The following is a 24,694-nucleotide window of genomic DNA, read 5'->3' as shown; positions in this document are numbered from 1 at the left end:
GAACCGCGACGGAGTCTAGCGCTGTTGAGGGCCTGGCAACTGCCGGGCACTCAGGTTACGCAGCAGCGCGCCGACCCCGAAGGTCCAGGGCGCGGCCGCATCGCTGGTGGTAACCGTATTGCGCAGGCTGCCCAGCAACGGGCTGCTGATGCATACCTGGTCACCTGGCTTGTGGGTAAAGCCGGCACCCGGGTGATCGCGGTCTTCGGTGGGCGCAAACAAGGTGCCGAGAAACAGTACGAAACCGTCAGGATACTGATGGCAGGCATTGAGCGTCTGGTGGGCAAGGTCCTGCGGGTCGCGACTGATCTGGTCCATGGAACTGGAACCGCGCAACTGGTAGCCCTCAGGGCCGCTGACCTGCAAGTCGACGATGCAGGTGCGCACCGCGTCCAGGTCGAAGTGTTCGTCGAACAGGCGAATGAACGGGCCAATGGCGCAGGAGGCGTTGTTGTCCTTGGCCTTGCCCAGCAACAGCGCACTGCGGCCTTCAACGTCACGCAGGTTGACGTCGTTGCCCAGCGTGGCGCCGTGAATCTGCCCGCGACTGTTGACGGCCAGCACCACTTCCGGCTCGGGGTTGTTCCATTGCGAGCCTGGATGAATACCGATCTCGCTGGCGCTGCCGACCGCGGACAGGATGGGCGCCTTGGTGAATATTTCGGCATCCGGACCAATGCCCACTTCGAGGTATTGCGACCACATGCCCTGTTCGATCAGCAGGGTCTTGAGCCGCAGGGCGGCGTCGGAACCGGGCTTGACGGCCCGCAGGTTGTCGCCGATGGCCGTCCGTACAATGGCTCGCACGTTTTCAGCCCTGGCAGCGTCACCGCCGGCTTTTTCTTCGATGACCCGCTCGATCATGCTGGCAGCGAAGGTCACGCCCGCCGCCTTGATCACTTGCAAGTCGATGGGTGCCAGGAGGAAGGGCTGTTCGGGGTCGGCGTGTGTGCCGGTATTGGCCAGGAGTGCTTCGACGCTGGTAATGAACCGGCCCGGTGTGGTGCGCACCGCTTCAAGGGGTGCGTCGAGCTCCAGTAGTTCGCTGAGCGTGGCAAAACGCTCGGACAGATCGAAAACACCGTCCGCGCGCAGCACGACAGGCGAAGGGCCGGCAATCGGCCCCGGAATCCAGGCACGACCGATCAGGGTCGCGCGTTCAGCGTCCTCGGGCAGGGTGTTTTGCAGGGTCAGTCGAGTCGACATGATGGGTGTTCCTGATTCATGAAGGCTTCACGCTAGGGGGAGGCGTGGATAAACTCCAATGGCATATTTTCAATATTCGATAACCTCAAGTTATTGAGCTGCTGGAGCCCTTCATGTCGGACGTGTCCTTTTCCAATTTCTGCAACTGGTTCAAGTTTCGCCACCTGAACCTGATCGACACGCTGGAGCGCACGCGCAACATGCACCATGCGGCCGAGCAGATGAACCTGAGCCAGCCGGCCCTGAGCAAGATGCTCAAGGAAATCGAAAGCCTGTTGGGCTTTGCCGTGTTCGAACGCCTGCCGCGCAGCATGGTCCCCACGCCGCTGGGCGCCGAGGTGGTGCGTTATGCGCAACTGGCCTTGAACGATGCCCGCACCTTTGTCGAGCGCATCAATAACCTCAGTGCCGGTGGCCATGGCCATCTCAAGGTGGGCGGCATCTTTGCCGCCACCGCCGTGGTGCTGCCCGAGGCCATTGTGCAGATCAAGGCGCGCTGGCCGCTGCTGGCCATCGAGGTGGTAGAGCAGACCAGCGACCACCTGATGGCCATGCTCGAAGAACGCACCCTGGACCTGGTGATCGGGCGCTTTACCGAGCAAAGCCAGCGCCAGCGCTACGATTTCCAGGCGCTGGCACCCGAGCCGTTCTGCATTGTGGTCAACAGCCGGCACCCCTTGTGCGAGGCCGGGCCTATGACCCTGCAGCAGCTGGTGGACTGGCCCTGGATGTTCTACCCCAAGGGCACGCCGATTCGCGGGCAGATGGAAGGGGTGTTTGCCGAGGCCAATGTCGAGGTGCCGCGCAATACCATCGAGACCATCTCGATGCAGACCTTCCTCAAAGTCCTGCAGAGCGGCCCCATGATCGGCATGCTGCCTGACGCCATGGTCCAGGCGCAGGTCGAGAGTGGGTTATTGAAGCGCCTTGATACGCCGCTTTACCTGACGCCGCAGTACTACGGCATCCTGACCCGTAAAGGCGAGCCACTGGCCGGACCAGTGCGCGAATTCGCCGATATCCTGCTGCATAACGCTGCGCATGTGCAGGACAAGCAGGATTGATTCAATAACCAGGCGTTATCGTTTAATCCACAAATGCCATTGGGATCGAATCAGTGCATGGCATAGATTACTGGCCATTGCCGCACGGCCAGGCACACACGCATGGCTGCCCTGTAACGGTGACAACGCCGGGTACAGGGCCTGGCGACAACCCGACTCAATAAAAACAATCAGGCATGCACGCATGCCCAAGGGTTAACTCCATGCAACCAGATTCAGCGCATTCGCACGCCCCCGATCCGGCCTTCGAGGAACGCACCTACCGCAAGGTCATCTTCAGAATCCTGCCGGTGTTGTTGCTGTGTTACATCGCCGCCTACCTGGACCGGGTGAACATCGGCTTCGCCAAGCTGGACATGCTCAACGACCTGCAATTTAGCAATACGGTCTATGCCTTGGGCGCCAGTATGTTTTTCTGGGGCTATTTCCTGTTCGAAGTGCCAAGCAACCTGTTGCTGCATCGCTTTGGCGCGCGTTTCTGGATTGCGCGCATCATGCTGACCTGGGCGGTCATTTCCATGGCGGTGGCTTTCACCGTGCCGCTGGCCGGGGTTTTCAACGTCCAGGCCAGCACCATGTTCTACACCTTGCGGTTTTTGCTGGGGGTGTGTGAGGCGGGCTTTTTCCCGGGCGTGATCCTCTACCTGAACTACTGGTTTCCGACCCATCGGCAAAGCCGGGTGATGTCCGGGTTTCTCATTGCCCTGCCGATCAGCCTGACCCTGGGCGGCGCGCTTTCGGGCTGGCTGATGACCGCCATGCAAGGCGTGCATGGCCTGGCCGGCTGGCAATGGATGCTGCTGATCGAAGGCGTGCCCTCGATCATCATGGCCTTTGTGGTGATCGTTTTCCTGTGCGATGGCATCGACAAGGCCAAGTGGCTCGACGACAAGGAAAAGGCGCTGCTCAAGGCCAATCTCGTTCGCGAAAATGCCGGCAAGGTCTCGCGCCTGAGCGACGTGTTCTTCAACCCCAAGGTGTGGTTGCTCATCCTGATCCTGCTGACCTTCAATACCGGCTTCTACGGGCTGGCGTTCTGGATGCCCTCGATCATCAAGAGCGCCGGGGTCACCAGCAGCCTGGAGATCGGCCTGCTGACCGCTATTCCGTATGGCGTGGCCATGGTGGTGATGCTGCTCAATGCCCGCCATTCCAACCGCACCGGCGAGCGTCGCCTGCATGCGGCCATCCCGGCCTTCATAGGGGGTATAGGCCTGATGCTCAGTGCGTACTTCGCGCATGACCTGGTGCTGTCGGTGCTGTTCCTGACCGTGGCGGCCTCCGGGATTCTCAGCCTGATGCCCATCTACTGGACCCTGCCGGGCACCTTGCTGTCGGGCGTCGCAGCCGCCGCCGGCATCGGCATGATCAATGCCTTTGGCAACCTGTCGGGCTTTGCCGGCTCGATGATCACCGCCACGGCCGAAACCCTGACCGGCAACATCAACAATGGCACCTATGTGCTGGCAGTGAGCCTGTTCATCTGCGGCGGGCTGATCCTGAGCATTCCGCGCAGCATGCTCAGCAGGCACGCCGACACGACGTCGGCCCTTCCTTCCACACTGGCGATGGAAAAGGCATGAACATGAACAACAAGCGCGTATTGATTACCGCTGCGGGGCAGGGCATCGGCCTGGCCAGCGCCAAAGCCTTCGTCGCCGCCGGTGCCGAGGTGATTGCCACCGATGTGGACATTACCGGCCTGCACGGCATAGCAGGGTTGCAGGCGTTGACGCTGGATGTCACCTCGGCGCCTGCGATCCTGGCCTTGAGTGAGCAGGTGGGCCCGATCGATGTGCTGTTCAACTGTGCCGGTTTCGTGCATGCCGGCAGCATCATGGCCTGCGATGAGGTGGCCTGGCAGCGCTCGATGGACCTGAATGTCACCGCCATGTACCGCACCATCCGTGCGTTCTTGCCCGGTATGCTCAAGCGCGGCGGTGGCTCGATCATCAACATGGCGTCGGTGGTCTCCAGCGTCAAGGCCGTCCCCGACCGCTTTGCCTATGCGGCCAGCAAGGCGGCGGTGGTCGGCCTGACCAAGGCGGTGGCGGCCGACTTCGTCAGCCAGGGCATACGCTGCAATGCCATTTGCCCCGGCACCGTGGAATCCCCGTCGTTGCGCGCCCGCATTGCCGCACAGGCCGAGCAGCAGGGCGTGAGTCAGGAGCAGGTGTACCAGCAGTTCCTGGCCCGTCAGCCCATGGGACGCATCGGCAGCGCCGAAGAAATCGCCAGCCTGGTGCTGTACCTCGGCTCCGACGCCAGCGCCTACACCACCGGCAGCCTGCATGTGATCGATGGCGGTATGAGTATCTGACCCCCGTTTTTTCTTCAGCCACACCAGGAGAACCCATGAAACTGCTTCGTTATGGCGACAAAGGCTTTGAAAAACCCGGACTGCTCGATGCCGATAACCAGCTGCGCGACCTGTCTGCCCATGTGGCCGATATCGCAGGGCCGGCCTTGAGTCCTGCCAGCCTGGCCATGCTGGCCAGCATCGACCCGACCAGCCTGCCGCTGGTGTCGGGGGCGCCACGCCTGGGCGCTTGTGTCGGGCAGGTCGGCAAATTTGTCTGCATCGGCCTGAACTACGCGGATCATGCCGCCGAATCGGGCATGGACATTCCGGCAGAGCCGATCATCTTCAACAAATGGACCAGTGCCATCTGTGGGCCCAACGACGACATCGAAATCCCCCGAGGCTCGCTCAAGACCGACTGGGAGGTGGAACTGGGCGTGGTGATCGGCAAGGGCGGGCGTTACATCGATGAGGCCAATGCGATGGACCACGTCGCCGGTTATTGCGTGATCAATGATGTCTCCGAGCGCGAGTGGCAACTGGAGCGTGGTGGCACCTGGGACAAAGGCAAGGGCTTTGACACCTTCGGTCCGCTGGGGCCGTGGCTGGTGACCCGCGACGAAATACCCGACCCGCATGGTTTGAATCTATGGCTGGAAGTGGACGGCCATCGTTACCAGCAGGGCAACACCCGCACACTGATCTTCAACGTGCCGTACCTGATTGCCTACCTGAGCCGCTGCATGAGCCTGCAACCGGGGGATGTGATTTCCACCGGCACGCCACCGGGCGTCGGCCTGGGCATCAAGCCGACCCCGGTGTTCCTGCGGGCTGGGCAGACCATCCGCCTGGGCATCGATGGGCTGGGTGAGCAACGGCAAATGACGGTGCAGGCCGACTGACCGGTATTGGCTGGCATTGCCTGGCAGTGTCGCCAGCACCCTTGAGTCAGTGCTGGCGACACAGGTCCGGCTAGACGCAGCGATCAGAAGCGAAAGGCCTGACGACCGATCAACAACCACTGGCCGCTCTGCTTCTGCCAGATCTGAAAGTTTTCGATTTCAGTGGGCACTACTTTTCCGCTGTTTACTGCCTGAGCCGAAAAGTGGTTGCGCACCAGCGCCACATCCCCGGACATGATGATCTTCTGGTTAAGCATTTTCAGCTCGTTGAAGGCGCTTTTACCGGTCTCGATATCAGCGATGAACGCCTGCTTGTCCTGAATGTTGCCGCTTGAATGCCCATACGTCAGGTTGTCGGCGGTCAGCGCCTTGAGCTGCGGTATATCCTTGTGCCACATGGCTTGGGTCAGCTTGTCCACAGCGGTGGCAACATCGTTTTCATCACTGGTTGCGGCGGCGACATAGCCGGTGAACAGGCACAGGAAACCTACCAGCAATTTCAGCTTTTTCATGCTCAGATCCTTTTGTTGTATTTATCGGAAACGAAACGTCGCAGATGATCGTATTTGTACGTCATCGTACAACGCGAAGGATTCTGCCTGTCTAGTGAGCGTAAATGCAACCGTTTGTAAGACCAAAGAAGGCGTTCCGGAGGTTAGCGCGTCAGGCCTGCCGCCTCGACAATCAGCGCCGCCAGCGCGTCGGCCTGGGGATCGAGCCGGGCGCTGGCGCGGTGCACCAGACCTACGTCGCGGTGAAAGGTGTGCACGCCCAAGGGCAGTGCCCGCACCGAGGCCGGCCAGACCGTGCCGTGAATATGCGGTACCAGCGCCACGCCCACCCCCTTGGCCACCAGCTTGACGATGGCCTCCTGTTCATCCAGCTCGCACACCTCGCGGGGCCGCAGATGCATTTGTTTCAGGAAGCGCTCGACCTGCCGACCGCCGAACGAGGTGCGGTCGTAGCGGATGAACGGCTGGGTCGACAGCAGGGTCAACCAGTCATCACCCGGCGTGCCCTGGGGCACGATCAGGCAATAGGGTTCGCTGGCCAGCGCCGTCCAGGTCAAGTCACGGTGCAGTGAAAACGGCGGACGGATGATCGCCGCCATGTCGATCTCGCCGGCATCCACCAGGTCGACCAGCGCCATCGACACCCCCGGCACAATCCGCGTACGGCACTGGGCAAATTGCGTGTGAAAACGCGCCAGTGCATCGGGCAGCACATTGCGCTGGATCGACACGATCGCGCCAATGGTAAGCAGGGTCGAGGCCGGCACACCCGGGCTGCTGTGGCCCAGTTCGTTGTACATCTGCACCAGTGTTTGCGCCTTCAACAGCATTTCCTGGCCACGACCATTCAAATGCGCCGCCCGCCCGGTGCGGTCGAACAGTTCAAACCCCAGCTCCGCTTCCAGCCGCTGCATCTGCGCACTGACGGCTGCCTGGGTCAGACCGACACGGTGGGCGGCGGCGGCAAACGTGCCTTCACGCGCAACGGCAATCAGGGTCTTGAGCTCACGGATCATGTACAAATTTCCTTTGCGCTAATCACAAAATCATATTGTTTTTTTTATTGAGTGGTGAAGCTTACTCTTTTACCTATCAGCACCGCAGCGTCATGACGTTCAGGCGGCTGAATCACATCCTCGATAAAAACGACACCGTGGAGTTCCCGATGAGCCTTTCTCCTTTTCACCTGGCAATCCCTGTTTATGACCTGGCCGCGACCCGCGCTTTTTACGGTGAAGTCTTCGGCCTGGAAGAAGGTCGCTCCAGCGCGCAATGGGTCGACTTCAACTTTTACGGCCACCAACTGGTGATTCACGAACACCCCAAGACCGCCTCCCAAGAAAGCGTGCACAGCAACCCGGTCGATGGCCATGATGTCCCGGTGCCGCACTTCGGCATCATCCTGCAATGGGAACAGTGGGAAGCGTTGGCGGAGCGCTTGAAGTCGTTCGGCACCGAGTTTGTGATCGAGCCCTATATTCGTTTCAAAGGCCAGGTGGGCGAACAGGCGACCATGTTCCTGTTCGATCCGTGCGGCAATGCCCTTGAGTTCAAGGCATTCAAGGACATGAGCCAATTGTTTGCCAGGTAAGTCACCTCTTCTGATAAAGCGCCCCACGGCGTGGGGCGCTTTATCTGTCGCGCTACGGCTTTTAGCTAACGCCGCTCTCCCACTCCAATAAGAAGACTGGACATGAAGCGTATACCCCTGGTTTGGCAAATCGTTGCCGGGCTGTTGCTTGGCGTGCTTGTCGGTTGGTACTTGAACAACCATCCTCTTTACCAGCAATGGGTCAGTGCAGAGATCCTCAAGCCCCTGGGCGATATCTTTATTCGCATGATGAAGATGGTCGTGGTGCCCATTGTGTTCTGTTGCATGATCCTGGGGATCGCCGGCGGCGGTGATAACACGTCATTTGGCCGCATGGGCGCCAAGGCCATGGCTTACTTCTTTGCTATTACCAGCCTGGCGATCGTACTGGGCCTGTGCCTGGCCAACCTGTTCGAGCCAGGTGTCGGCACGGACATCTCCGGAATGACCACGGCCACGGTGGCCTTGAAAACCGAGCCCTCCAAGGGCGCGCTGGTGATTGTGCAGAACATTGTCCCGGACAATATCTTTGTTGCCTTGACCGAGGCGAAACTGTTATCGATTTTGTTCTTTTCAGTGCTGTTGGGCATGGCGCTCAATGCCTTGCCACGAGAACGAAGTGCACCGGTCATTACGGTGGTCCAGGGACTGAGCGACGCCATGTTCAAGGTCGTGAGTTTCGTCATGGTGTATGCGCCGATCGGGGTGTTCGGCATGATCGGTGCGACCGTGGCCACCTTTGGTTTCGCTTCGCTGTTGCCCCTGTTGAAACTGATCGCAGTGGTGTATCTGGCGCTGGTCATGTTTGCACTGGTGGTGCTGGGCGGGATTTGCTATTGGCTGGGCGAAAACATCTTTGCCTTGATCAGGTATTTCCGCGACGAATTGATCCTGGCCTTTTCCAGTGCTGCCTCGGCGGCGGTCATGCCGCAATTAATGAACAAACTTGAAGCCTATGGCGTACCCCGGCGTATTGTCAGCTTTGTGGTGCCGGTGGGTTATGCCTTCAACCTGGATGGCGCGTCGATCTTTTTAGGGGTGGCAACCCTCTTTGTGGCGCAGTTGTACGGCATCGACCTGTCGTTGTCGCAGCAGGTCCTGCTGGTGGTGACCATGGTGCTGACCTCCAAGGGCGCCGCCGGCGTGCCGGGGTTTGCGATCATCATTCTGTCCGCGACCCTGGCCTCGGCCGGCCTGCCGCTTGAGGGCGTGGCCCTGATTGCCGGCATCTTCCGCATCATCGACAGCGGTACCACGACCCTGAACGTGCTGGGCAACGCCATTGCACCGTTGGTGATCGCCCGCTGGGAAAAGGTCGAGCTGGTTCGCAATGTCCCCGAAAAAACCGGGCAGCCGGGCTGAGCATTGCTTCAGCGAGCCGTCACTCGATGGGGGGCAAGCATGGCCACGGCCGTTGCACCGATGCTCTGCAGGTCTTCACGACTGACGCCGTCGTGGGCCTGCAGCGACATGCCTTCCAACAGCGTGTTAAGCGCGGCGGCCAGCAGGCGGGTGTCTGTCTGCGCATGCAGTTGCCCGTCGGCGATGGCACGGTCCAGACGCTGCTGCAGGCAGTCGCGGCCCTCCTGGCGCAGAGCCTTGAGGGCGGCGCTGACCGAGGCGGCATCGTCCGAGACGTTGACCGCCGCCAGCACCACCATGCACCCGCAGGGTGCCAGGGGCTCGGTCAGGATCGAAGCTGATGAGTGGAAAAAATCGCCCATGGCACGCACCACGTCCGGTTCGCTGTCCATGCGCATCCAGGTCGCGTCCCAGAACGTGGCTTCATAGTGCTCGACCGCCTCCAGGAACAGCCTGGACTTGTTGCCGAAAGCGGCATAGAGGCTGGGCGGGTTGATGTGCATGGCGGTGCACAGCTCGGCGATCGACGCCGGCTCATAGCCGCGCTTCCAGAACACCTCCAAGGCCTGTAACAAAGCCTGGTCACGGTCAAAGGCACGGGGGCGGCCCTTGCTGCGAGGCGCAGAGGGCAGGGGGGTATCGGTCATGGATCTGATGGCCTTGAAACACAGGCGTTGATCATACACAAAACCGCTTCTGCGAACGGGCTGCACGGTGCGCCCTGTGTGGTCGGTTATCGAGCCGTTACTGACGGTGCGGGGGTTTTTTGATAGCATCCGGGCCACCATGAAAAAAAACCAACCCGATATGCGTCAGCACATCCTCGATGTCGCTCGCACGCTCATGACCCATAAAGGCTATACCGCTGTCGGCCTGACCGAACTGCTCGGGGCGGCCGGCGTTCCCAAGGGCTCGTTCTACCATTATTTTGCATCCAAGGAAGTCTTCGGGCAGGCCTTGCTCGAAGCGTATTTCCAGGACTACATCGGTCGCGTAGACGCGCTGCTGAACGCCACGGGCACAGGGGCCGAGCGCTTGCTGGGCTATCTGCGCTACTGGGCCGAGACCCAAGTGCTCGACCACACCGATCAGAAGTGCCTGGTGGTCAAGCTAGGTGCCGAAGTCTGCGACCTGTCCGAAGACATGCGGGGTGTTCTGGAAAAAGGTACGGCCATGATCATCCAGCGTATCCGCCAAGGCGTCGAGCGGGGTCAGGCCGACGGCTCGATCAACTCTGGTCTGGAGGCAGCGCTGCTGGCTGACTCGCTTTATCAGTTGTGGCTGGGCGCTTCGTTGATGGTCAAGTTGCAGCATTCGGCACAGCCGTTCGAAGCGGCGATGCAGATGAGCCAGCGGCTGCTGTCATAGCGTTTCAGACCATTTGCCCTATGCCCTTGTTGTCGGATCTTGATGAAAGCACCTGTGGTTTTTTCTGTAGACGACTGGTCTATTCATAGTTAGCATGACGGTCTTCTGTAAATGGCGAGGTGGCCAAGGCCCTGCGCCGTTTTTTTTGGCAATAAAGTAGACGACTGGTCTATTCATATGAGTTCAGACATGACCGATAACGCATGGCGCACCGATCTGTTCAACCCCGTCAGCCTGGGTGCCCTTACGCTGGCCAACCGCATCGTCATGGCACCGGTAACCCGTAGCCGCTATGCCGAGGACGGTGTGCCGGGTGAGCTGCATGCGCTGTATTACGCCCAGCGCGCCAGCGCCGGGCTGATCATCGCCGAGGCGACCAATATTTCTGCGCAAGGCCGTGGCTATGCCGCCACACCGGGTATCTGGAACGATGCACAGGTGGCTGGCTGGCAGAAGGTGACCGAGGCGGTACACGCCGCCGGCGGTAAAATCGTCTGCCAGCTCTGGCACGTAGGCCGGTTTTCCAGTGTGCAGTTGCAACCCGATGGTGCGGCGCCGGTAGCACCATCGGCCATCAAGGCCGAAGGCAATACCTACACCACCGAGGGTTTTGTCCCGGTGTCGACGCCCCGTGCCCTGGAAACGGATGAAATCCCCGGCATCATCGACCAGTACCGGCATGCCGCCGAAAACGCCAGGCGCGCAGGTTTCGATGGCGTCGAGGTGCACTCGGCCAACAGCTACCTGCTCGACCAGTTCCTGCGCGACTCCACCAACCGGCGTACTGATCAATACGGTGGCTCGATCGAGAACCGCGCCCGGCTGACGCTGGAAGTGACCGACGCCGTCGTGAAGGTCTGGGGCCATGAGCGGGTGGGGATTCGCCTGTCGCCGGTGACACCGGATGCCGGTAACACGCCGCCGGACAGCAATGTCATGGCAATGTACGGCTATCTGATCCGGCAGCTCAATGCGTTCGATCTGGCGTATCTGCACGTTGTCGAAGGCGCCACAGCCACCTCGCGCGAAGTACCGGCCGGTGTGGACCTGGACGCGTTGAGCGGGCAGTTCAACGGGCCGTTCATTGGCAATAACAACTACGACCTGGAGATGGCCATCCAGCGCCGGGCGCAAGGCCGGATCGACGCTGTCGCCTTCGGACGCCTGTTCATTTCCAACCCGGACCTGGTCGAGCGTCTGCGCCAGGGTGCCGGGTTGGCCATTGCCCCGCATGAGAGCTACTACGGCGGCGGTGCCAAGGGCTACACCGACTGGCCGCCGGGCAACTATTGATGATGCCAGCTTGCTGAGCCCGAACCACTGCCCGGCTTCTCCGGGCAGTGGTCTGTCGCAGGCTTGGGATCAGGGCGCGACGTGGGTGTGGTAGATCTTGCTGACTACCGTCCAGCGGCCTTCGACTTTCAGCAAATTGAAGAAATCGGTAAAGCAGAAGCCGGAAATGTCATTGGTGTCGATACGCGCGCTGGCAGCGGTGCCGACGATATCGATATTAACGATGGCACTCTGTGCTTCGGGAGAAGGGCGAAAGGCACTGTCGATGATGTCAAACAAGCCCTGGATGGGGCCGCCTGTGAGTTTTTGTTCGGCATCGACACCGAAGAGAGTGGCCTGCTCACTGAATGCCGGTTTCATGAGGCTGCTCTGTGCCTGTTTGCCGCCTTCGTTGTACTGGTTGAGCACGGTAACGATGGCGTTGTATTCCTGCACGTAGGTGGGGTGGGTCATGGTAGGGCTCCTGAATGGGTATATCTGTAGTGATCGATAAGCTGCCATCGAATTCTATAGTGATTACTACAAATAGTATCGGGGTTTATTCAGGCCCACATGATTCCCGCCGTTTCCAAGGGTTACAGTCAGCACTTGACCGTGCTGTTCTTCCTTATCAGCTTAAAAATGAATCATTGATTTTATTGAATATTAGACTCAACGCTTGTAGGAGCGCGCTTGCCCGCGACCGAGTGCGAAGCGCTCGCAAAATCTCGGAAACGCCACAATTTTACGACTGCTACGCAGCCGGTCGCGGTGGTCCGGCATTCCGGCAAGCGCGCTCCTACAAGGCGGCCTTGTACCTCACTGCGGCCATTGTTCCAGCAGAATCGACACGAACTTTTCCGCCGCCGGTGACAGCGAGGCGCCGCGCCGGTACACCAGGCCCAGTGTGCGGTTGACCACCGGGTCGCTCAGCGGAATGCTCACCAGGGTCGGGTGATCGGCGGCCGGCATGGCCAGGCTGGGCATGGCCGACACCCCAAGCCCGGCCTCGACCATGCCCAGCGAAGTCGACAGGTGCTGAACTTCATAAAACCACTGCGGGCGCCAGCTCAGGGCGGACAACGCGTGGTCCAGCAGCATGCGGTTGCCGCTCAGGCGACCCACCCCGATCAGCCGGTAATCACTGAGCTCCGACCAGGTGATGGACGTGCGGCTGGCCAGTTCATGGTCGCGCCGGCAGGCCAGGACAAAAGGTTCGTTGACCAGTGGCACGAACTCGATGTCCGGGTGCTGGCCACTCATCATGTTGATGCCAAAATCCGCCTCGCCGCGTAACACCGCTTCCAGGCCTTCGTTGGCGCTGAGGTCGAGCAGGCGAATGCGGATCTTCGGGTAGCGCTCGTTGTACAGGCGAATCACCGAGGGCAGGAAATAGAACGCCGCCGTGGGAATGCAGGCGAGGGTGACCTGACCGACCTGACGCTCGGCCAGCTCGCGGATATTCAGGATCGAGTCGTCGAAATCGTCCAGCAGACGCCGCGCCTTGGGCAGGAAATCCCGCCCGACGCTGGTCAGGCTGACCTTGCGTGTCGTGCGGTCAAGCAGGGTCGTACCGAGACCCTCTTCAAGCTTTTTGATCCGTCGGCTCAACGCTGGTTGTGACAAGTGAAGGGCATCGGCCGCCTCGTGGAAACTGCCAAGTTCGGCGATTTTCACGAAAGATCGGATGTCCTGAAGCTCATATTCCATGGTTTGACCTCAAGGTCGAAGCGGGCAGGCAGACAATGTCCACACTAAAGCAATCATGCATGGATCGCAATAATCACTCCGATCTTTGCATTTGAATGACGCTAATTTCCCTGACATTCTTGCTCAAAGAACATCAAAAACCTCGATTGATTAGCAAGAGTCAGTAGTCATGCAACGAATTCCTTGTGTACTGATGCGTGGCGGCACCTCCAAAGGGCCTGTGTTCCTGGCCTGGGACTTGCCGGTTGCCGTCGAAGAACGCGACGAGCTGCTGCTCAACCTGATGGGCTCCGGTCATGAACTGGAGATCGACGGCATTGGCGGTGGCAGCCCGCAGACCAGCAAGGTGGCGATTGTCAGCCCGTCGTTGCATGCCGACGCCGATGTCGATTACCTGTTCGTGCAAGTGATGGTCGCCGAGCGTCGTGTCGACACCGCGCCCAATTGCGGCAACATGCTGTGCGCTGTCGGGCCTTTTGCCGTCGAGCAGGGCCTGGTCAAGGCCACGGGCGATTCGACCCTGGTGCGCATCCGCAACCTCAACACCGGCACCTTCGTCAATTCCGAGGTTCACACCCCCAGTGGGCTGGTCAGCTATGAAGGCGACACCGCCATTGATGGCGTGCCTGGCACCGCAGCGCCGGTAAAACTGACCTTTCTCGATGCCGCCGGCAGCAAGACCGGCAAACTGTTCCCGACCGGCAACACCCAGGATGTCATCGACGGTGTGCCGGTAACCTGCATCGACATGGCCATGCCGATGATGCTGATCGAAGCCGCTCATCTGGGCAAGCGTGGGAATGAAACACCGGCACAGCTGGACGCCGACAGCGAATTTCTCAAGCGTCTGGAAAGCCTGCGCCTGCAAGCGGGCCTGGCCATGGGCCTGGGCGATGTCAGCCAGAAAGTGATTCCAAAGCCGGTACTGGTGTCACGGCCGTTCGCTGACGGCACCTTGTCGGTGCGCTATTTCATGCCGCACAACTGCCATCGGGCACTGGCCATTACCGGTTCCATCGGTCTTGCCACCGCCTGCGTGACGCCCGGCAGTGTCGTGGCCGCCATGCTGGACCTGGCGGATGAACCGCGCCTGCAACAGGTGCGCATCGAACACCCCAGTGGCGGCATCGATGTTGTTTTGTCGTACACGGGTGAAAACGCCGATACCATTCGCGCCTCTGTGGTGCGCACGGCACGCCGGTTGTTCTCCGGTTTCGTCTATGCACCTGCTTCGCAACGCCTGGCCGGCTGAGGCTGCCAGTACGGTTTTGCATCAGCACAATTCTAAAAAACGGGTGATGCCATGAAAGTTGTCAAATCGCTCTACTTCCAGATTGTCTGCGCCGTGATTCTGGGGGTGCTGGTCGGGCACTTCTGGGCGCAGCAGGCCGTGGCCCTGAAGCCGCTGGGTGATGCGTTCATCAAGCTGATCAAGATGATGATCGCGCCGGTGGTGTTCTGCACCATCGTCACCGGCATTGCCGGCATGAGCGACAAGCGTTCGCTGGGCCGCCTGCTGAGCAAGACCCTGCTGCTGTTTCTGGGGCTGACGGTGATCAGCCTGTTCATCGGCCTGGGCGCGGTGTACCTGTTCCAGCCAGGCGCGGGCATGAACATCGACCCCAGCCGCCTGAGCACTCAGGGCTTGTCGCAGTACACCGACTCGGCGGCGAAGTTGAGCGTGGTGGAGTTCTTCATGCACATCATCCCCGACACCTTCATCGGTGCGTTCAACAAGGGTGAAGTGTTGCCGGTGCTGTTCATTGCCGTGCTCAGCGGCTTTGCCCTGTCATCGCTGGGCGAGCGTGGCAAGCCGGTGCTGACGGTGCTTGAATCGGCCTCGCACATGGTGTTCAAGATCTTCGCCTACCTGATGCGTTTCGCCCCGATCGGCGCATTCGGCGCCCTGGCCTTTACCGTGGGCCAGTACGGCATCACCTCACTGGGGTCGCTGGCCAAGCTGATCATGACCCTGTACGTCGCCTGCGGTTTCTTCGTCTTTGTGGTGCTGGGCAGCATTTGCCGGGCCCACGGGTTCAGCCTGTGGAAGTTGCTGCGTTATTTCCGTGAAGAGTTCCTGGTGGTCCTGGGCACCTCTTCGACGGAGCCGGTGATGCCGCGCATGCTGGAAAAACTTCAGGCCCTGGGCTGCAAGAAAAGCATCGTCGGCCTGGTGTTGCCCACCGGCTACTCGTTCAACCTCGACGGCACGGCCATCTATCTGTCGCTGGCGGCCATCTTCATTGCCCAGGCCTGCAACATCGACCTGAGCGCCGGGCAGGTGATCACCATGCTGGCAATCATGCTGCTCTCGTCCAAGGGCGCCGCCGGGGTGACCGGCAGCGGCTTCGTGGCACTGGCCTCGACCCTGACTGTGATCCACGACATTCCTCTGGCAGGCCTGGCCTTGCTGATCGGTATCGACCGCTTCATGTCCGAAGCCCGGGCCCTGACCAGCCTGGCCAGCAATGCCGTGGCCACCGTGGTCATCGCGCTGTCGGAAAAGGGCTGCGACCGCCAGGTGCTGCAGGACACGCTCGACGGCAAGATCACTGAACCGGTCAACGCCACTGCTGAGTCCTGGGACACCCAGGCGTCCGCCCGACACAGCTAACCGCCTTACCCCCAATAACGCCTTGAAAACACAGGCGCCGGGCTCCCATCATCGGGAAGCCTGGCGCTCGGGAGGCCGTGCGCCTGCGCATCGGCCAAGCAGCCAATAACAAAAAGAGAATTTCCTATGCTCGCTCTGCTCGGCCTGGCCATGGTCGTGGTGTTCACCTACCTGATCATGAGTAAACGCCTCTCGCCCATCGTCGCCCTGACCCTGGTGCCCATCGTGTTCGCGCTGATCGGCGGCTTTGCCCCGACCACCGGAAAAATGATGCTCGACGGCCTGAAAATGGTGGCGCCCTCGGCGGCGCTGCTGCTGTTTGCCATCCTTTTCTTCGGCCTGATGATTGATGCCGGCCTGTTCGACCCGCTGATCCGCAAGATCCTCAAGCGCGTCAACGGCGACCCGATGAAAATCGCTATCGGCACCGCCTTGCTGTCGCTGGTAGTCGCCCTGGACGGCGACGGCACTACCACCTACATGATCACCTGTGCGGCCATGCTGCCGCTGTACAAGCGCATCGGCATGAACCCGATGATCCTGGCCACTATCGCCATGCTGTCGCTGAGCATCATGAGCGGCATGACCCCGTGGGGCGGGCCGGCGACACGGGCCATCGCAGCGCTGGGGCTGGATGCCGGCGAATACTTCGTGCCGTTGTTGCCGACCATGATCGGCGGCGCGATGTGGGTGGTGTTCACCGCCTTCCTGCTGGGCCGTGCCGAGCGCAAGCGCATTGGCAATATCGAGCTGCAAAGCGGCGGCGGCAACTGCTACATCAACGAGATCCTCGGCGACACCCCGCACAAGCGTCCGAAGCTGGCCTACGTCAACCTGGCGCTGGTCATCGCGGTCATGATCGCGCTGGTGATGGGCGTCATGCACTCGGCCGTCCTGTTCCTGATCGGCTTCGTCATCGCCCTGATGATCAACTACCCGCAACTGGACATCCAGAAAGAGCGCATCCTGGCGCATTCGGGCAATGCCATGACCGTGGTGCTGCTGGTGTTTGCCGCCGGTATCTTCGCCGGCATCTTCTCGGGCACCAAGATGGTCGATGCCATGGCGCAAACCCTGGTCGAATGGATTCCGCCGTCGTGGGGCCACCTGTTCCCGCTGGTGGTGGCGATCACCAGCATGCCGCTGACCTTCGTGCTGTCCAACGATGCCTACTACTTTGGCGTGGTGCCGATCCTGGCCAATGCCGCCGCGGCCTACGGTATTTCGCCGCTGGAAATCGCCCGCGCCTCAATCCTCGGCCAGCCAGTGCACCTGATGAGCCCGCTGGTGGCCTCGACGTTGTTGCTGGTCGGCATGGTCGACCGCGACATCGGTGATTTCCAGCGGGCCACGGTCAAGTGGGCGGTGCTCACCTCCCTGGTGATTACCGCCCTGGCCCTGCTGACCGGCGCCATCAGCCTGTTCGTCTGAGTCTCCTGCCTTTTTGATCCCTCCGTAAAACGCCTTCTTTATATAGAAGGCGTGCGGTGGGCTGCGTCCTCAATAACAACAATGAGTCGTTTGCCATGAACACTTTGCTCACCCGTGGTGCCGTGTATCCCCTGTTGGCGCTGTTGCCGGTGGCCACCGCCGGCGCCGAAGGCTTTATCGATGACAGCAAGCTCAAGCTGCAATTGCGCAACGTGTATTTCAACGAGAACTTTCGTGATGAACACGGCCTGAGTGCCAACGCGGCACGCACCGCCAAGAGCGAACGTACCGAATGGGCCCAGGGCTTTCTGCTCGACTACCAGTCCGGCTTCACCCAGGGCACCGTGGGGTTTGGCCTTGATGCAATCGGCTTGCTGGGCGTCAAGCTCGACTCCGGCCGTGGCCGCAGCGGCACCGGGCTGTTGCCGGTGCACGCCGATGGCCGTGCGGCCGATGAGTTTTCCAGTGCCGGCATGACCGCCAAGGCCCGATTTGCCAAAACCACGGTCAAGTACGGCACCTTGCTGCCGCGCACACCGGTGCTGATCTACAACGACGCACGCCTGTTGCCGCAAACCTACCAGGGCGCCAGCGTCAGCAGCACCGACATCGAGAACCTGACCCTGTCGGGCGGCCATCTTGATCGCTTCAAGCTGCGTGACTCCAGTGACAGTGTGGGCCTGAGGCCCGATGGCTACAGCGGTGCCCATACGGGTGACTTCAGCTATGCCGGCGCCGAGTACAAGCTGGGCAAGACCGTGCGCCTGAGTTATTTCTTCGGCGAGCTGGAAAACTTCTACCGGCAGCACTTTGCGGGCATCCAGCATGACCTGCCGTTGGGCGCCGGGGTGCTGACCAGCGACCTGCGCTATTTCCAGAGCAATGACACCGGCGCGGCCTACGATGGCAAGGTCGACAACCACATGCTCAGCGGCCAGTTGTCGTACGCCTTGCTCGGCCACACCTTCAACGCCGGTTACCAGGCCCTGAGTGGCGATGCCGGCCTGCCGTATATCAGCGGCGCCACGGTGTACTCTTTCAGCAACGTCGGCATCGGCAAGTTCATCGAGGAAGACGAGAAAACCTGGATGCTCGGCTATGCCTACGACTTCAAGCAACTGGGCGTGCCGGGCCTGACCTTCTCGACCCGTTACCTGAGCGGCAATGACGGCAAGTCCAACACCACCGTCAAGGAATGGGAGCGCGATGCCGAGCTGGCCTACGTCGTGCCGTCCGGCAGCTTCAAGGGGCTGGGCGTGAAGTTGCGCAACTACGTCTACCGCTCCGACTTCTCGCGCGGACGCGACAGCAACCGGCTTTACCTGACCTACGACATTGCCCTCTGGTAGAGCGCAGTCCAGGGCATGCACCGCGGTGCGTGCCCGGCAGGGAGCAAGTATTCATCCGCCTGGACAGAGAGCGCAAACGGTGTCATTCAAATCGAAAATACTGCTGCTGACCGTATTGCCGGTGCTGTTTTTTGCCCTGCTGATCGGTGTCGCCATCCGTTCCACGCTGATGGAGCGCGCCGAACAGGATGTGCTTGAAACCCGTGAGCGGCTGCTTGAGCAAAGCCGGGCGCAGCTCAAGGACTACGCCAGCATCGCCCGCACCGCCGTGGCCGACCTGTACGAACCGGCCGCCGAGGGTGACCGGGCCAGCCGGGCGCAGGCCATTGCCCGGCTGTCAAAGATCAAGTACGGCGACGACGGCTACTTCATTGGCTACGACAGCCAGGTGGTGCGCCTGTTTCGCGGCGACAGCCGCGAGGGTGTTGGCGTCAACATGAGCGAGCGCAAGGACCGCAACGGCGTGTACCTCAACCGCGACATGGTTGCGGCGGCCAAGAACCAGCAACATTACGTCAATTATGCCGGGGCCCTGGTCAGCACCGATCAGGTGGTGCCCAAGCTCGCCTACAGTTTCTACCTGGCCAAATGGGACATGGTGGTGGTCACGGCGGTGAACCTGGACCGTATCGAAAGCCAGGTCGCCGAAGTCCGCGAACACGTTGCCGAGCGGGTGCGCAGCCTGGTGACCGGGGTGGCGCTTGCCGCGCTGGTGTTGCTGCTGGTCATTGCGACCTTGGCGCTCTGGCTGACCAACAACAGCTTGCGGCCCTTGATGCGCATGCGTGCGCACCTGGATGAAATCGCTGCCGGCGAAGGCGACCTGACCCGCCGTCTGCCAGTCACCGGCCGTGATGAGCTGGGGCAACTGGCGGTGTCGTTCAATGCCTTTGTCGACAAGATTCACGGTCTGGTCAGCCAGATCGTCGACATGGCCGGGCAACTGGACCAGGCGGTGGGCGAGGTGGCCGGGCAGAGCGCGCGGATGGACCAGGCCATGACCGTGCAGCGTCAGGAAGCCGAGCAGGTGGCCGCTGCGATCAACCAGATGTCGACTGCCGCCTTGCAAGTGGCGGCCAGTGCGCGCAGTGCCTCGGGTGCGGCCCTGGAAACCGACCAGCAATCGCGCTACGCCCGCCAGGTGGTAGACGACAGCCATACCCGCATTCAGGCGCTGACCGCCAGCCTGTCCGAGGCCGGCGGCTCGCTGCACAGTTTGCAGAACGATGTGGCGGCCATCGTCACCGTGCTGGATGTGATCCGCTCGATTGCCGACCAGACCAACCTGCTGGCGCTCAATGCCGCCATCGAGGCCGCCCGGGCCGGGGACGCGGGGCGCGGCTTTGCCGTGGTGGCCGATGAAGTGCGTGCACTGGCCAGCCACACCCAGCGCAGCACCCAGCAAATCCAGGCCACCCTCGAAACCCTGGAGCGGACCACCGCCAGCGTGGTGGGCTCGATGCAGCAGTCCAGCGACGCCGGGCAGGGCGCCAGCACCCAGGCGGCCCAGGCCGGCCAGGCGTTGGGCACCATCGTCGGGCTGATCGGCACTATCAACGAAATGAACGCACACATTGCCGGCGCGGCCCAGGAGCAGACCGCGGTGGCCCACGAGATCAACCACAGCGTGCATCAGATTGCCGACGCCATCGACAGCGTCGCCGAACAGACCCGTACCGGTGTCCAGACCAGTGAGGCGCTGCACACCATCGGCCATCGCCTGCAGCAGCTATTGGGGCAGTTCAGGATCTGACTTAATGCCTTTATTGGGTATCCTGTGTCGCTGACACCGCGCTGTCGTGCAGCAGACATGGGGCCAGGTAGGAGCGCGCTTGCCCGCGACCGAGTGCGAAGCGCTCGCAAAATTTTCGCAACGCTGAAAATCTACAGCGAATGACCGCAAAATCTTGGAAACGCCACAAATTTACGACTGCTAACGCAGCCGGTCGCGGGCAAGCGCGCTCCTACAGCCAGCCCCGCGTTGGCAGCGTGCCCGTGAGTGCTACCAGTTATAGCTGACGGCGCCCACCAGGCTGCGCTCGTCGCCATAGCGACAGGAGTTGGCACAATACATATAGCGTTCGTTGGTCAGGTTCTGCGCGCGGGCGCTGAGTTGCCAGTGCGCGTCCAGTGCGTAGCTGATGCGCGCATCGAACAGGGTGTAGGCGGCAATCTTGCGGTCGCTGATGCTGGGCAGGGTGTGGGTGGTGCCGTTGTAGCGTGCGCCGGCGCCGACGCTGACGTCGCGCAGGCCCAGCGCTGCCAGGCGGTAGTCCAGCCACAACGACGCGCTGTGGTAAGGCGTGCCTTCGATGCGTGAGCCCTCCAGATGCGCGTCGTTGTCGGCGATGACATGGGCGTCGGTGTAGGCGTAGCCGGCGCTGAACCCCAGGTTTTCGCTCAGTTGCCCCTTGGCCTCGATTTCAAGGCCTGTGCTGCGCTCCTTGCCGGTCTGCTCGTCGAAGTCCGAGCCTGGAATCGAACTGGTGACATTGCTTTGCGTCAACTGGTACAGCGCCGCACTGATCAGCAGCTCGCGGTCGGCCGGCTGGTAACGCAGGCCGATCTCGTACTGCTCGCCCTCGGTGGGCTTGAAGGCCTTGCCATCGCTGCCACTGCCACTGGCCGGCAGGAACGACTGGCTGTAACTCACATAGGCCGCCACGCCGTTGTCGGTCAGGTACACCAGGCCCACTCTGCCGGTGAGCTGGCTGTCGTCCGTGGTGGTCCGGGCGCCGTCGCGGTAGGTGCGCGTGGTGCTGTCGGCCCAGTCCTGGCGCAGGCCCAGCAAACCCACCCAGTGCTGGTCGAATTTTGCCTGCTCCTGCAGGTACAGGCCCAGTTGCCGCGCATGCAGGTCCGAACCGCGATCAATGCTGCGATCAACCTGCGGCAGGTTGCCGTACACCGGGTTGGCAAGGTCCAGCGCCGGGGCATTGCCGCTGTAGCGGTGGCTGTCGTAGGTCTTGCGGTAGTAGTCCAGGCCCGCCAGGACGGTGTGTTGCCAACGGCCGGCGTCCAGGTCCAGTTGCAGGCTGTTGTCGCTGGTCCAGCCGGTGGCCAGGTCTTCGCGGCTGTTATAGCTGCGCGACAGTTGCGACAGGTTCGGCCCGCTGATGCGGCTGGTGTTGAGGGTGATGTAGTCGTAGTCGACGCGTGACTCGAAGTAACGCACTGCCTGGCGCAGTTGCAAGTGCTCATTGAAGCGGTGCTCGAACAGGTAGCCGGCGGTGTGCACGGTGCCGTCGTAGTCGTCGTAATCCGGCTCGCCGGCAAACAGGTCGTACGGCACCTTGTAGCCCGGGCCGGGACTGTACACCGTCAGGTCATAGCGCATCGGCGGGGTCAGGGTGGTGCGGGTGCGTTGCGCGGTGGCCAACAGGGTCAGGCGCGTGTCGTCGGCGATTTGCCAGGCCAGTGCCGGAGCAATATAGGTTTTGTCGTCGTCAATGGCATCAAAGGCGGTGCCGCTGTCACGCTGTAGCGCTGTCAGGCGATAGCTGAAACGGCCTTCGTCGTCCAGCGCGCCGCTGTGGTCGGTGGACACCTGGCGGCGCTGGTGATTGCCGTATTCCAGGTTGATTTCATGCAGCGGGCCGAGGGTTGGGCGCTTGCTGACGGTATTGACCAGGCCGCCGGGCGCCAACTGGCCGTACAGCACCGAGGAAGCACCCTTGAGCACCTCGACCCGCTCCAGGCCATAGGGCTCCTGGCCGCCTTCGAACTGGGTGCTCTGCATTTTCATGCCGTCGCGCAACACGCCACCGGTGCGCGGGCCGATGTCGAAGCCGCGCAGGCGGTAGTCGTCGGCCACGCGGCTGTAGCCATTGGGCTGGGCGACTACGCCGGGGGTGTAGTTGAGCACGTCGGCCAGGCTGCTGTGCTGGCGCTCGATCAGCGCTTCACGGGTGATCACCGAGATCGACTGCGGGGTTTCCATCAGCGGCGTATCGGTTTTGGTGGCGCTGGCACTGCGGGTGGCTACGCGGCTGTAGGCCGGACCCCAGGCGTCTTGTGCAGGGCTTGAGCCCTGGATATCGATGGGCGCCAGTTGCACGCTGGCTTCACGTCGCGGCTCGACGCTCAAGGTGCCGCCGGGGGTAAGGCTCAACTGCAACGGCAAACCCTGCAGCACTTGTTGCACGGCCTGCTCGGCGCTGTAGCGACCACGCAATGCCGAAGCCTTCAGGCCACGGGTCAGCCCCGCACTGAAGGCGATGCCCCGGCCGCCTTGCCGGGCAATGGCGGTCAGGGTCGCGTCCAGCGCGGCAGGCGGCAGGTCAAAATCGAGCAGTTGCTGGCGCATGGCGGGTGCCGGCGCCGGTTCGGCCACGCTGTCGAGTGCGGTCAGGCTCAAGGCCAGGGCCAGGGGAGAAAGGGTCAAGCGCAGGGGCACAAGCATGGCGGCGGTCTTCATGAGGTCAGTCGATACCAGCCTTGTGGCGCGAGCGGGGTGTTTATTAACGGGGCTGCAAAAATTATTGCGCGCGCAGGTCGATGTGCGTCCACCAACCCAGGGGTTGCCGGACGCTGATGGGCAGCACCTCCTGCAAGGTGCGCAGGGTCTGTTCGCTGTCGTCGAGCCGGAACACCCCGGAAACGCGCAAGGCGCCGGCCTCGGGCGTGATCCGCATCCAGCCGTGGCGGTAAGGGCGCAAGGCCTGGATGACCGTGTCCAGCGGCTGGTCGTGCACTTCCAGCAGGCCATCTTCCCAGGCGGCAGCGCGGGCCTGGCTTGGGTCCAGCCGACGCACGCTGTGGCCATCGAGCCAGGCCCCCTGGCCGGCGCGCAGTTCAAGTGGCGCTGCATGGGCCACCGAGACCTGCACCCTTGAGGACTGCACCCACACCTGCGCCCCGTGCTTGGCCAGGGCGACGCTGAACTGCGTGCCCAGCGCCCGGGCTTCACCAAAGCGGGTGCGCACCACCAGCGGCCGCGCCGGGTCGGCGGCCACCTCGATATTCAAGGCGCCCTCATGCAGGATCAGCGTGCGTTGCTGCGCCTTGAAGTCCAGGTCGACCCGGCTGCCGGCATTGAGCAGTACCCGGCTGCCATCGACAAGGGTGAACGGCCGGCGCTGCGCCACCCCGGTTTGCAGATCGGCGGCCAGGTGCGGCCATAGTCCCTGGCCGTGCAACCACCCCGCGCCCAGTCCGAGCCCGGCGATGCCCAGCGCCCCGCGCAACAGATGCCGACGCCCGGCCCCGGCCCGCAGCAACAGCTCGCGTGACTGCTCGGGCGCCTGGCTGAACGCCTGGCCCAGGCGTTGCTCCAGTCGCTGCCAGGCCTGGCGGTTGTCGTCACTGGCGTGCAACCACTGCTCGAAGTGCTGCTGCTCGACGGCGCTCATGTGCCCTGAGCGTTGCAGTGCCAGCCATTCGATGGCTTCGGCCACTGCCGGCGGCAAGTGGCCTGCGCTCATGCCGGTTCCAGCGCCAAGTAGCACAGGCCCAGCGCCTTGACCACATAGGCATGCACACGAGGCGCGGAAATACCCAGGCGCTGACCGATTTCAGCGTAGGTCAGGCCATCTAGCTGGCTGTACAGGAACGCACTGCGGCCCATGGGTGACAAGCCCTCCAGCAAACTGTCCAGCGCGCACAAGGCTTGCAGGGCCTGGGCCTGTTCTTCGGCCGAAGGTGCATAGGTAAAAGGCTGCTGCGCCAGGGTTTCAAGGTAGGCGCGTTCCAGGTCACGGCGGCGCCAGGAAGCAAACACCAGGCGCTTGGCGATGGTCGTCAGCAACGCGCGCGGCTCGCGGATGGCCTGCAGGTCAGGTGCAGCCACCACTTGGGCAAAGGTTTCCGCCGCCATGTCGGCGGCTTCTTCCCGGCAGCCCAGCCGCGCCCGCAACCGCCCCAGCAGCCAGTTATGATGATCGCCAAATAACTGATGCAGCACACGGTTGCGGGCACTGAGAGGCGTGGCAGTGGAAGCGAGTGGCGTCATGGCTTAAAAGGTAATGAAAATTGTTATCAAATGATGCCGGTAAGCCACCGGCGATGCAACA

General features: G+C 61.8%; 22 protein-coding genes and 1 pseudogene. 14 read left to right on the top strand and 9 right to left on the bottom strand.

Annotated elements, in window-relative coordinates; all coding sequences use genetic code 11:
- Window positions 1-15: 15 nt before the first annotated feature.
- Window positions 16-1,206 carry a fumarylacetoacetate hydrolase family protein gene (locus ASF84_RS07025; RefSeq protein ID WP_056836643.1) on the bottom strand — a complete coding sequence of 397 codons (1,191 nt, stop codon included), beginning with the start codon at window positions 1,204-1,206 and terminating at the stop codon, window positions 16-18.
- 113 nt (window positions 1,207-1,319) lie between these two features.
- On the opposite strand from ASF84_RS07025, the gene ASF84_RS07020 reads away from it, so the two are divergent.
- The 4 genes from ASF84_RS07020 (at window position 1,320) to ASF84_RS07005 (ending at window position 5,474) form a co-directional block, all read left to right on the top strand.
- On the top strand, window positions 1,320-2,270 hold the full coding sequence (locus ASF84_RS07020; protein ID WP_056836641.1) for a LysR family transcriptional regulator: 951 nt from the start codon (window positions 1,320-1,322) through the stop codon (window positions 2,268-2,270).
- Window positions 2,271-2,473: 203 nt separating this feature from the next.
- Entirely contained in the window at window positions 2,474-3,853 is a 1,380-nt protein-coding gene (locus ASF84_RS07015; RefSeq protein ID WP_056836639.1) for an MFS transporter, read from the top strand.
- The gene (locus ASF84_RS07010) at window positions 3,850-4,590 is read left to right on the top strand and encodes an SDR family oxidoreductase (protein ID WP_056836637.1); all 741 of its coding nucleotides are present in this window, start codon (window positions 3,850-3,852) and stop codon (window positions 4,588-4,590) included. The genes ASF84_RS07015 and ASF84_RS07010 overlap by 4 nt, the downstream gene beginning before the upstream one ends.
- Window positions 4,591-4,625: 35 nt before the next feature.
- Window positions 4,626-5,474 (top strand): ureidoglycolate lyase, encoded by an 849-nt coding sequence (locus ASF84_RS07005; RefSeq protein ID WP_056836636.1) that lies wholly within the window; start codon window positions 4,626-4,628, stop codon window positions 5,472-5,474.
- Window positions 5,475-5,557: 83 nt separating this feature from the next.
- On the opposite strand, the gene ASF84_RS07000 is transcribed toward ASF84_RS07005, so the two are convergent.
- The gene (locus ASF84_RS07000; RefSeq protein ID WP_056836633.1) at window positions 5,558-5,986 is read right to left on the bottom strand and encodes a nuclear transport factor 2 family protein; all 429 of its coding nucleotides are present in this window, start codon (window positions 5,984-5,986) and stop codon (window positions 5,558-5,560) included.
- Window positions 5,987-6,129: 143 nt separating this feature from the next.
- The gene (locus ASF84_RS06995; protein WP_056836630.1) at window positions 6,130-7,002 is read right to left on the bottom strand and encodes a LysR substrate-binding domain-containing protein; all 873 of its coding nucleotides are present in this window, start codon (window positions 7,000-7,002) and stop codon (window positions 6,130-6,132) included.
- Between the two features lie 149 nt (window positions 7,003-7,151).
- Here ASF84_RS06995 and ASF84_RS06990 point away from each other — a divergent pair, with 149 nt between their 5' ends.
- Together ASF84_RS06990 and ASF84_RS06985 are read left to right on the top strand one after the other, a co-directional pair.
- Window positions 7,152-7,577 (top strand): VOC family protein, encoded by a 426-nt coding sequence (locus ASF84_RS06990; RefSeq protein ID WP_056836628.1) that lies wholly within the window; start codon window positions 7,152-7,154, stop codon window positions 7,575-7,577.
- A 102-nt stretch (window positions 7,578-7,679) separates the two neighbouring features.
- Window positions 7,680-8,939 (top strand): cation:dicarboxylate symporter family transporter, encoded by a 1,260-nt coding sequence (locus ASF84_RS06985; RefSeq protein ID WP_056836626.1) that lies wholly within the window; start codon window positions 7,680-7,682, stop codon window positions 8,937-8,939.
- Window positions 8,940-8,947: 8 nt separating this feature from the next.
- Here ASF84_RS06985 and ASF84_RS06980 read toward each other — a convergent pair whose 3' ends face one another.
- Window positions 8,948-9,586: a TetR/AcrR family transcriptional regulator gene (locus tag ASF84_RS06980; protein WP_056836624.1), complete on the bottom strand. Its 639-nt coding sequence runs from the start codon at window positions 9,584-9,586 to the stop codon at window positions 8,948-8,950.
- A gap of 139 nt (window positions 9,587-9,725) precedes the next feature.
- On the opposite strand from ASF84_RS06980, the gene ASF84_RS06975 reads away from it, so the two are divergent.
- Window positions 9,726-10,307 (top strand): TetR/AcrR family transcriptional regulator, encoded by a 582-nt coding sequence (locus ASF84_RS06975; protein ID WP_056836622.1) that lies wholly within the window; start codon window positions 9,726-9,728, stop codon window positions 10,305-10,307.
- Between the two features lie 189 nt (window positions 10,308-10,496).
- On the top strand, window positions 10,497-11,600 hold the full coding sequence (locus ASF84_RS06970; protein WP_056836620.1) for an alkene reductase: 1,104 nt from the start codon (window positions 10,497-10,499) through the stop codon (window positions 11,598-11,600).
- A 69-nt stretch (window positions 11,601-11,669) separates the two neighbouring features.
- On the opposite strand, the gene ASF84_RS06965 is transcribed toward ASF84_RS06970, so the two are convergent.
- Complete coding sequence (locus tag ASF84_RS06965; RefSeq protein ID WP_056836618.1) at window positions 11,670-12,053, bottom strand: nuclear transport factor 2 family protein; 384 nt, start codon at window positions 12,051-12,053, stop codon at window positions 11,670-11,672.
- Between the two features lie 345 nt (window positions 12,054-12,398).
- A complete protein-coding gene (locus ASF84_RS06960; protein WP_056836616.1) occupies window positions 12,399-13,289 on the bottom strand; it encodes a LysR family transcriptional regulator in 891 nt (296 codons plus the stop codon).
- Window positions 13,290-13,458: 169 nt separating this feature from the next.
- On the opposite strand from ASF84_RS06960, the gene ASF84_RS06955 reads away from it, so the two are divergent.
- From ASF84_RS06955 to ASF84_RS30140, 6 genes and pseudogenes are all read left to right on the top strand, one after another.
- Complete coding sequence (locus tag ASF84_RS06955) at window positions 13,459-14,541, top strand: 4-oxalomesaconate tautomerase (RefSeq protein WP_056836614.1); 1,083 nt, start codon at window positions 13,459-13,461, stop codon at window positions 14,539-14,541.
- A 51-nt stretch (window positions 14,542-14,592) separates the two neighbouring features.
- Complete coding sequence (gene dctA / locus ASF84_RS06950) at window positions 14,593-15,903, top strand: C4-dicarboxylate transporter DctA (protein WP_056836612.1); 1,311 nt, start codon at window positions 14,593-14,595, stop codon at window positions 15,901-15,903.
- A gap of 126 nt (window positions 15,904-16,029) precedes the next feature.
- Window positions 16,030-17,334, top strand: coding sequence for a CitMHS family transporter (locus ASF84_RS06945; protein ID WP_056836610.1), 1,305 nt, complete (start codon window positions 16,030-16,032; stop codon window positions 17,332-17,334).
- Window positions 17,335-17,429: 95 nt separating this feature from the next.
- Window positions 17,430-18,683 (top strand): OprD family porin, encoded by a 1,254-nt coding sequence (locus ASF84_RS06940; protein ID WP_056836608.1) that lies wholly within the window; start codon window positions 17,430-17,432, stop codon window positions 18,681-18,683.
- A gap of 169 nt (window positions 18,684-18,852) precedes the next feature.
- Window positions 18,853-19,578, top strand: a pseudogene (locus tag ASF84_RS30145) (cache domain-containing protein); the annotation flags it as partial.
- Window positions 19,579-19,614: 36 nt separating this feature from the next.
- On the top strand, window positions 19,615-20,436 hold the full coding sequence (locus ASF84_RS30140; protein WP_442963030.1) for a methyl-accepting chemotaxis protein: 822 nt from the start codon (window positions 19,615-19,617) through the stop codon (window positions 20,434-20,436).
- Window positions 20,437-20,685: 249 nt separating this feature from the next.
- Here the strand turns inward: ASF84_RS30140 and ASF84_RS06930 are convergent, their stop codons facing one another.
- From ASF84_RS06930 to ASF84_RS06920, 3 genes are all read right to left on the bottom strand, one after another.
- A complete protein-coding gene (locus tag ASF84_RS06930; RefSeq protein ID WP_056836687.1) occupies window positions 20,686-23,085 on the bottom strand; it encodes a TonB-dependent siderophore receptor in 2,400 nt (799 codons plus the stop codon).
- Between the two features lie 76 nt (window positions 23,086-23,161).
- Entirely contained in the window at window positions 23,162-24,106 is a 945-nt protein-coding gene (locus tag ASF84_RS06925) for a FecR family protein (protein ID WP_056836604.1), read from the bottom strand.
- The gene (locus ASF84_RS06920; protein ID WP_056836602.1) at window positions 24,103-24,633 is read right to left on the bottom strand and encodes a sigma-70 family RNA polymerase sigma factor; all 531 of its coding nucleotides are present in this window, start codon (window positions 24,631-24,633) and stop codon (window positions 24,103-24,105) included. Before ASF84_RS06920 ends, ASF84_RS06925 begins: the two co-directional genes overlap by 4 nt.
- Between the last annotated feature and the right edge of the window lie 61 nt (window positions 24,634-24,694).

The organism is Pseudomonas sp. Leaf127, from assembly GCF_001423155.1.
In the GTDB taxonomy this organism is placed as follows: Bacteria; Pseudomonadota; Gammaproteobacteria; order Pseudomonadales; family Pseudomonadaceae; genus Aquipseudomonas; species Aquipseudomonas ovata.
The sequence above is the reverse complement of the archived record's forward strand: the minus strand, read 5'-3'. Positions and strand labels throughout refer to the sequence as shown.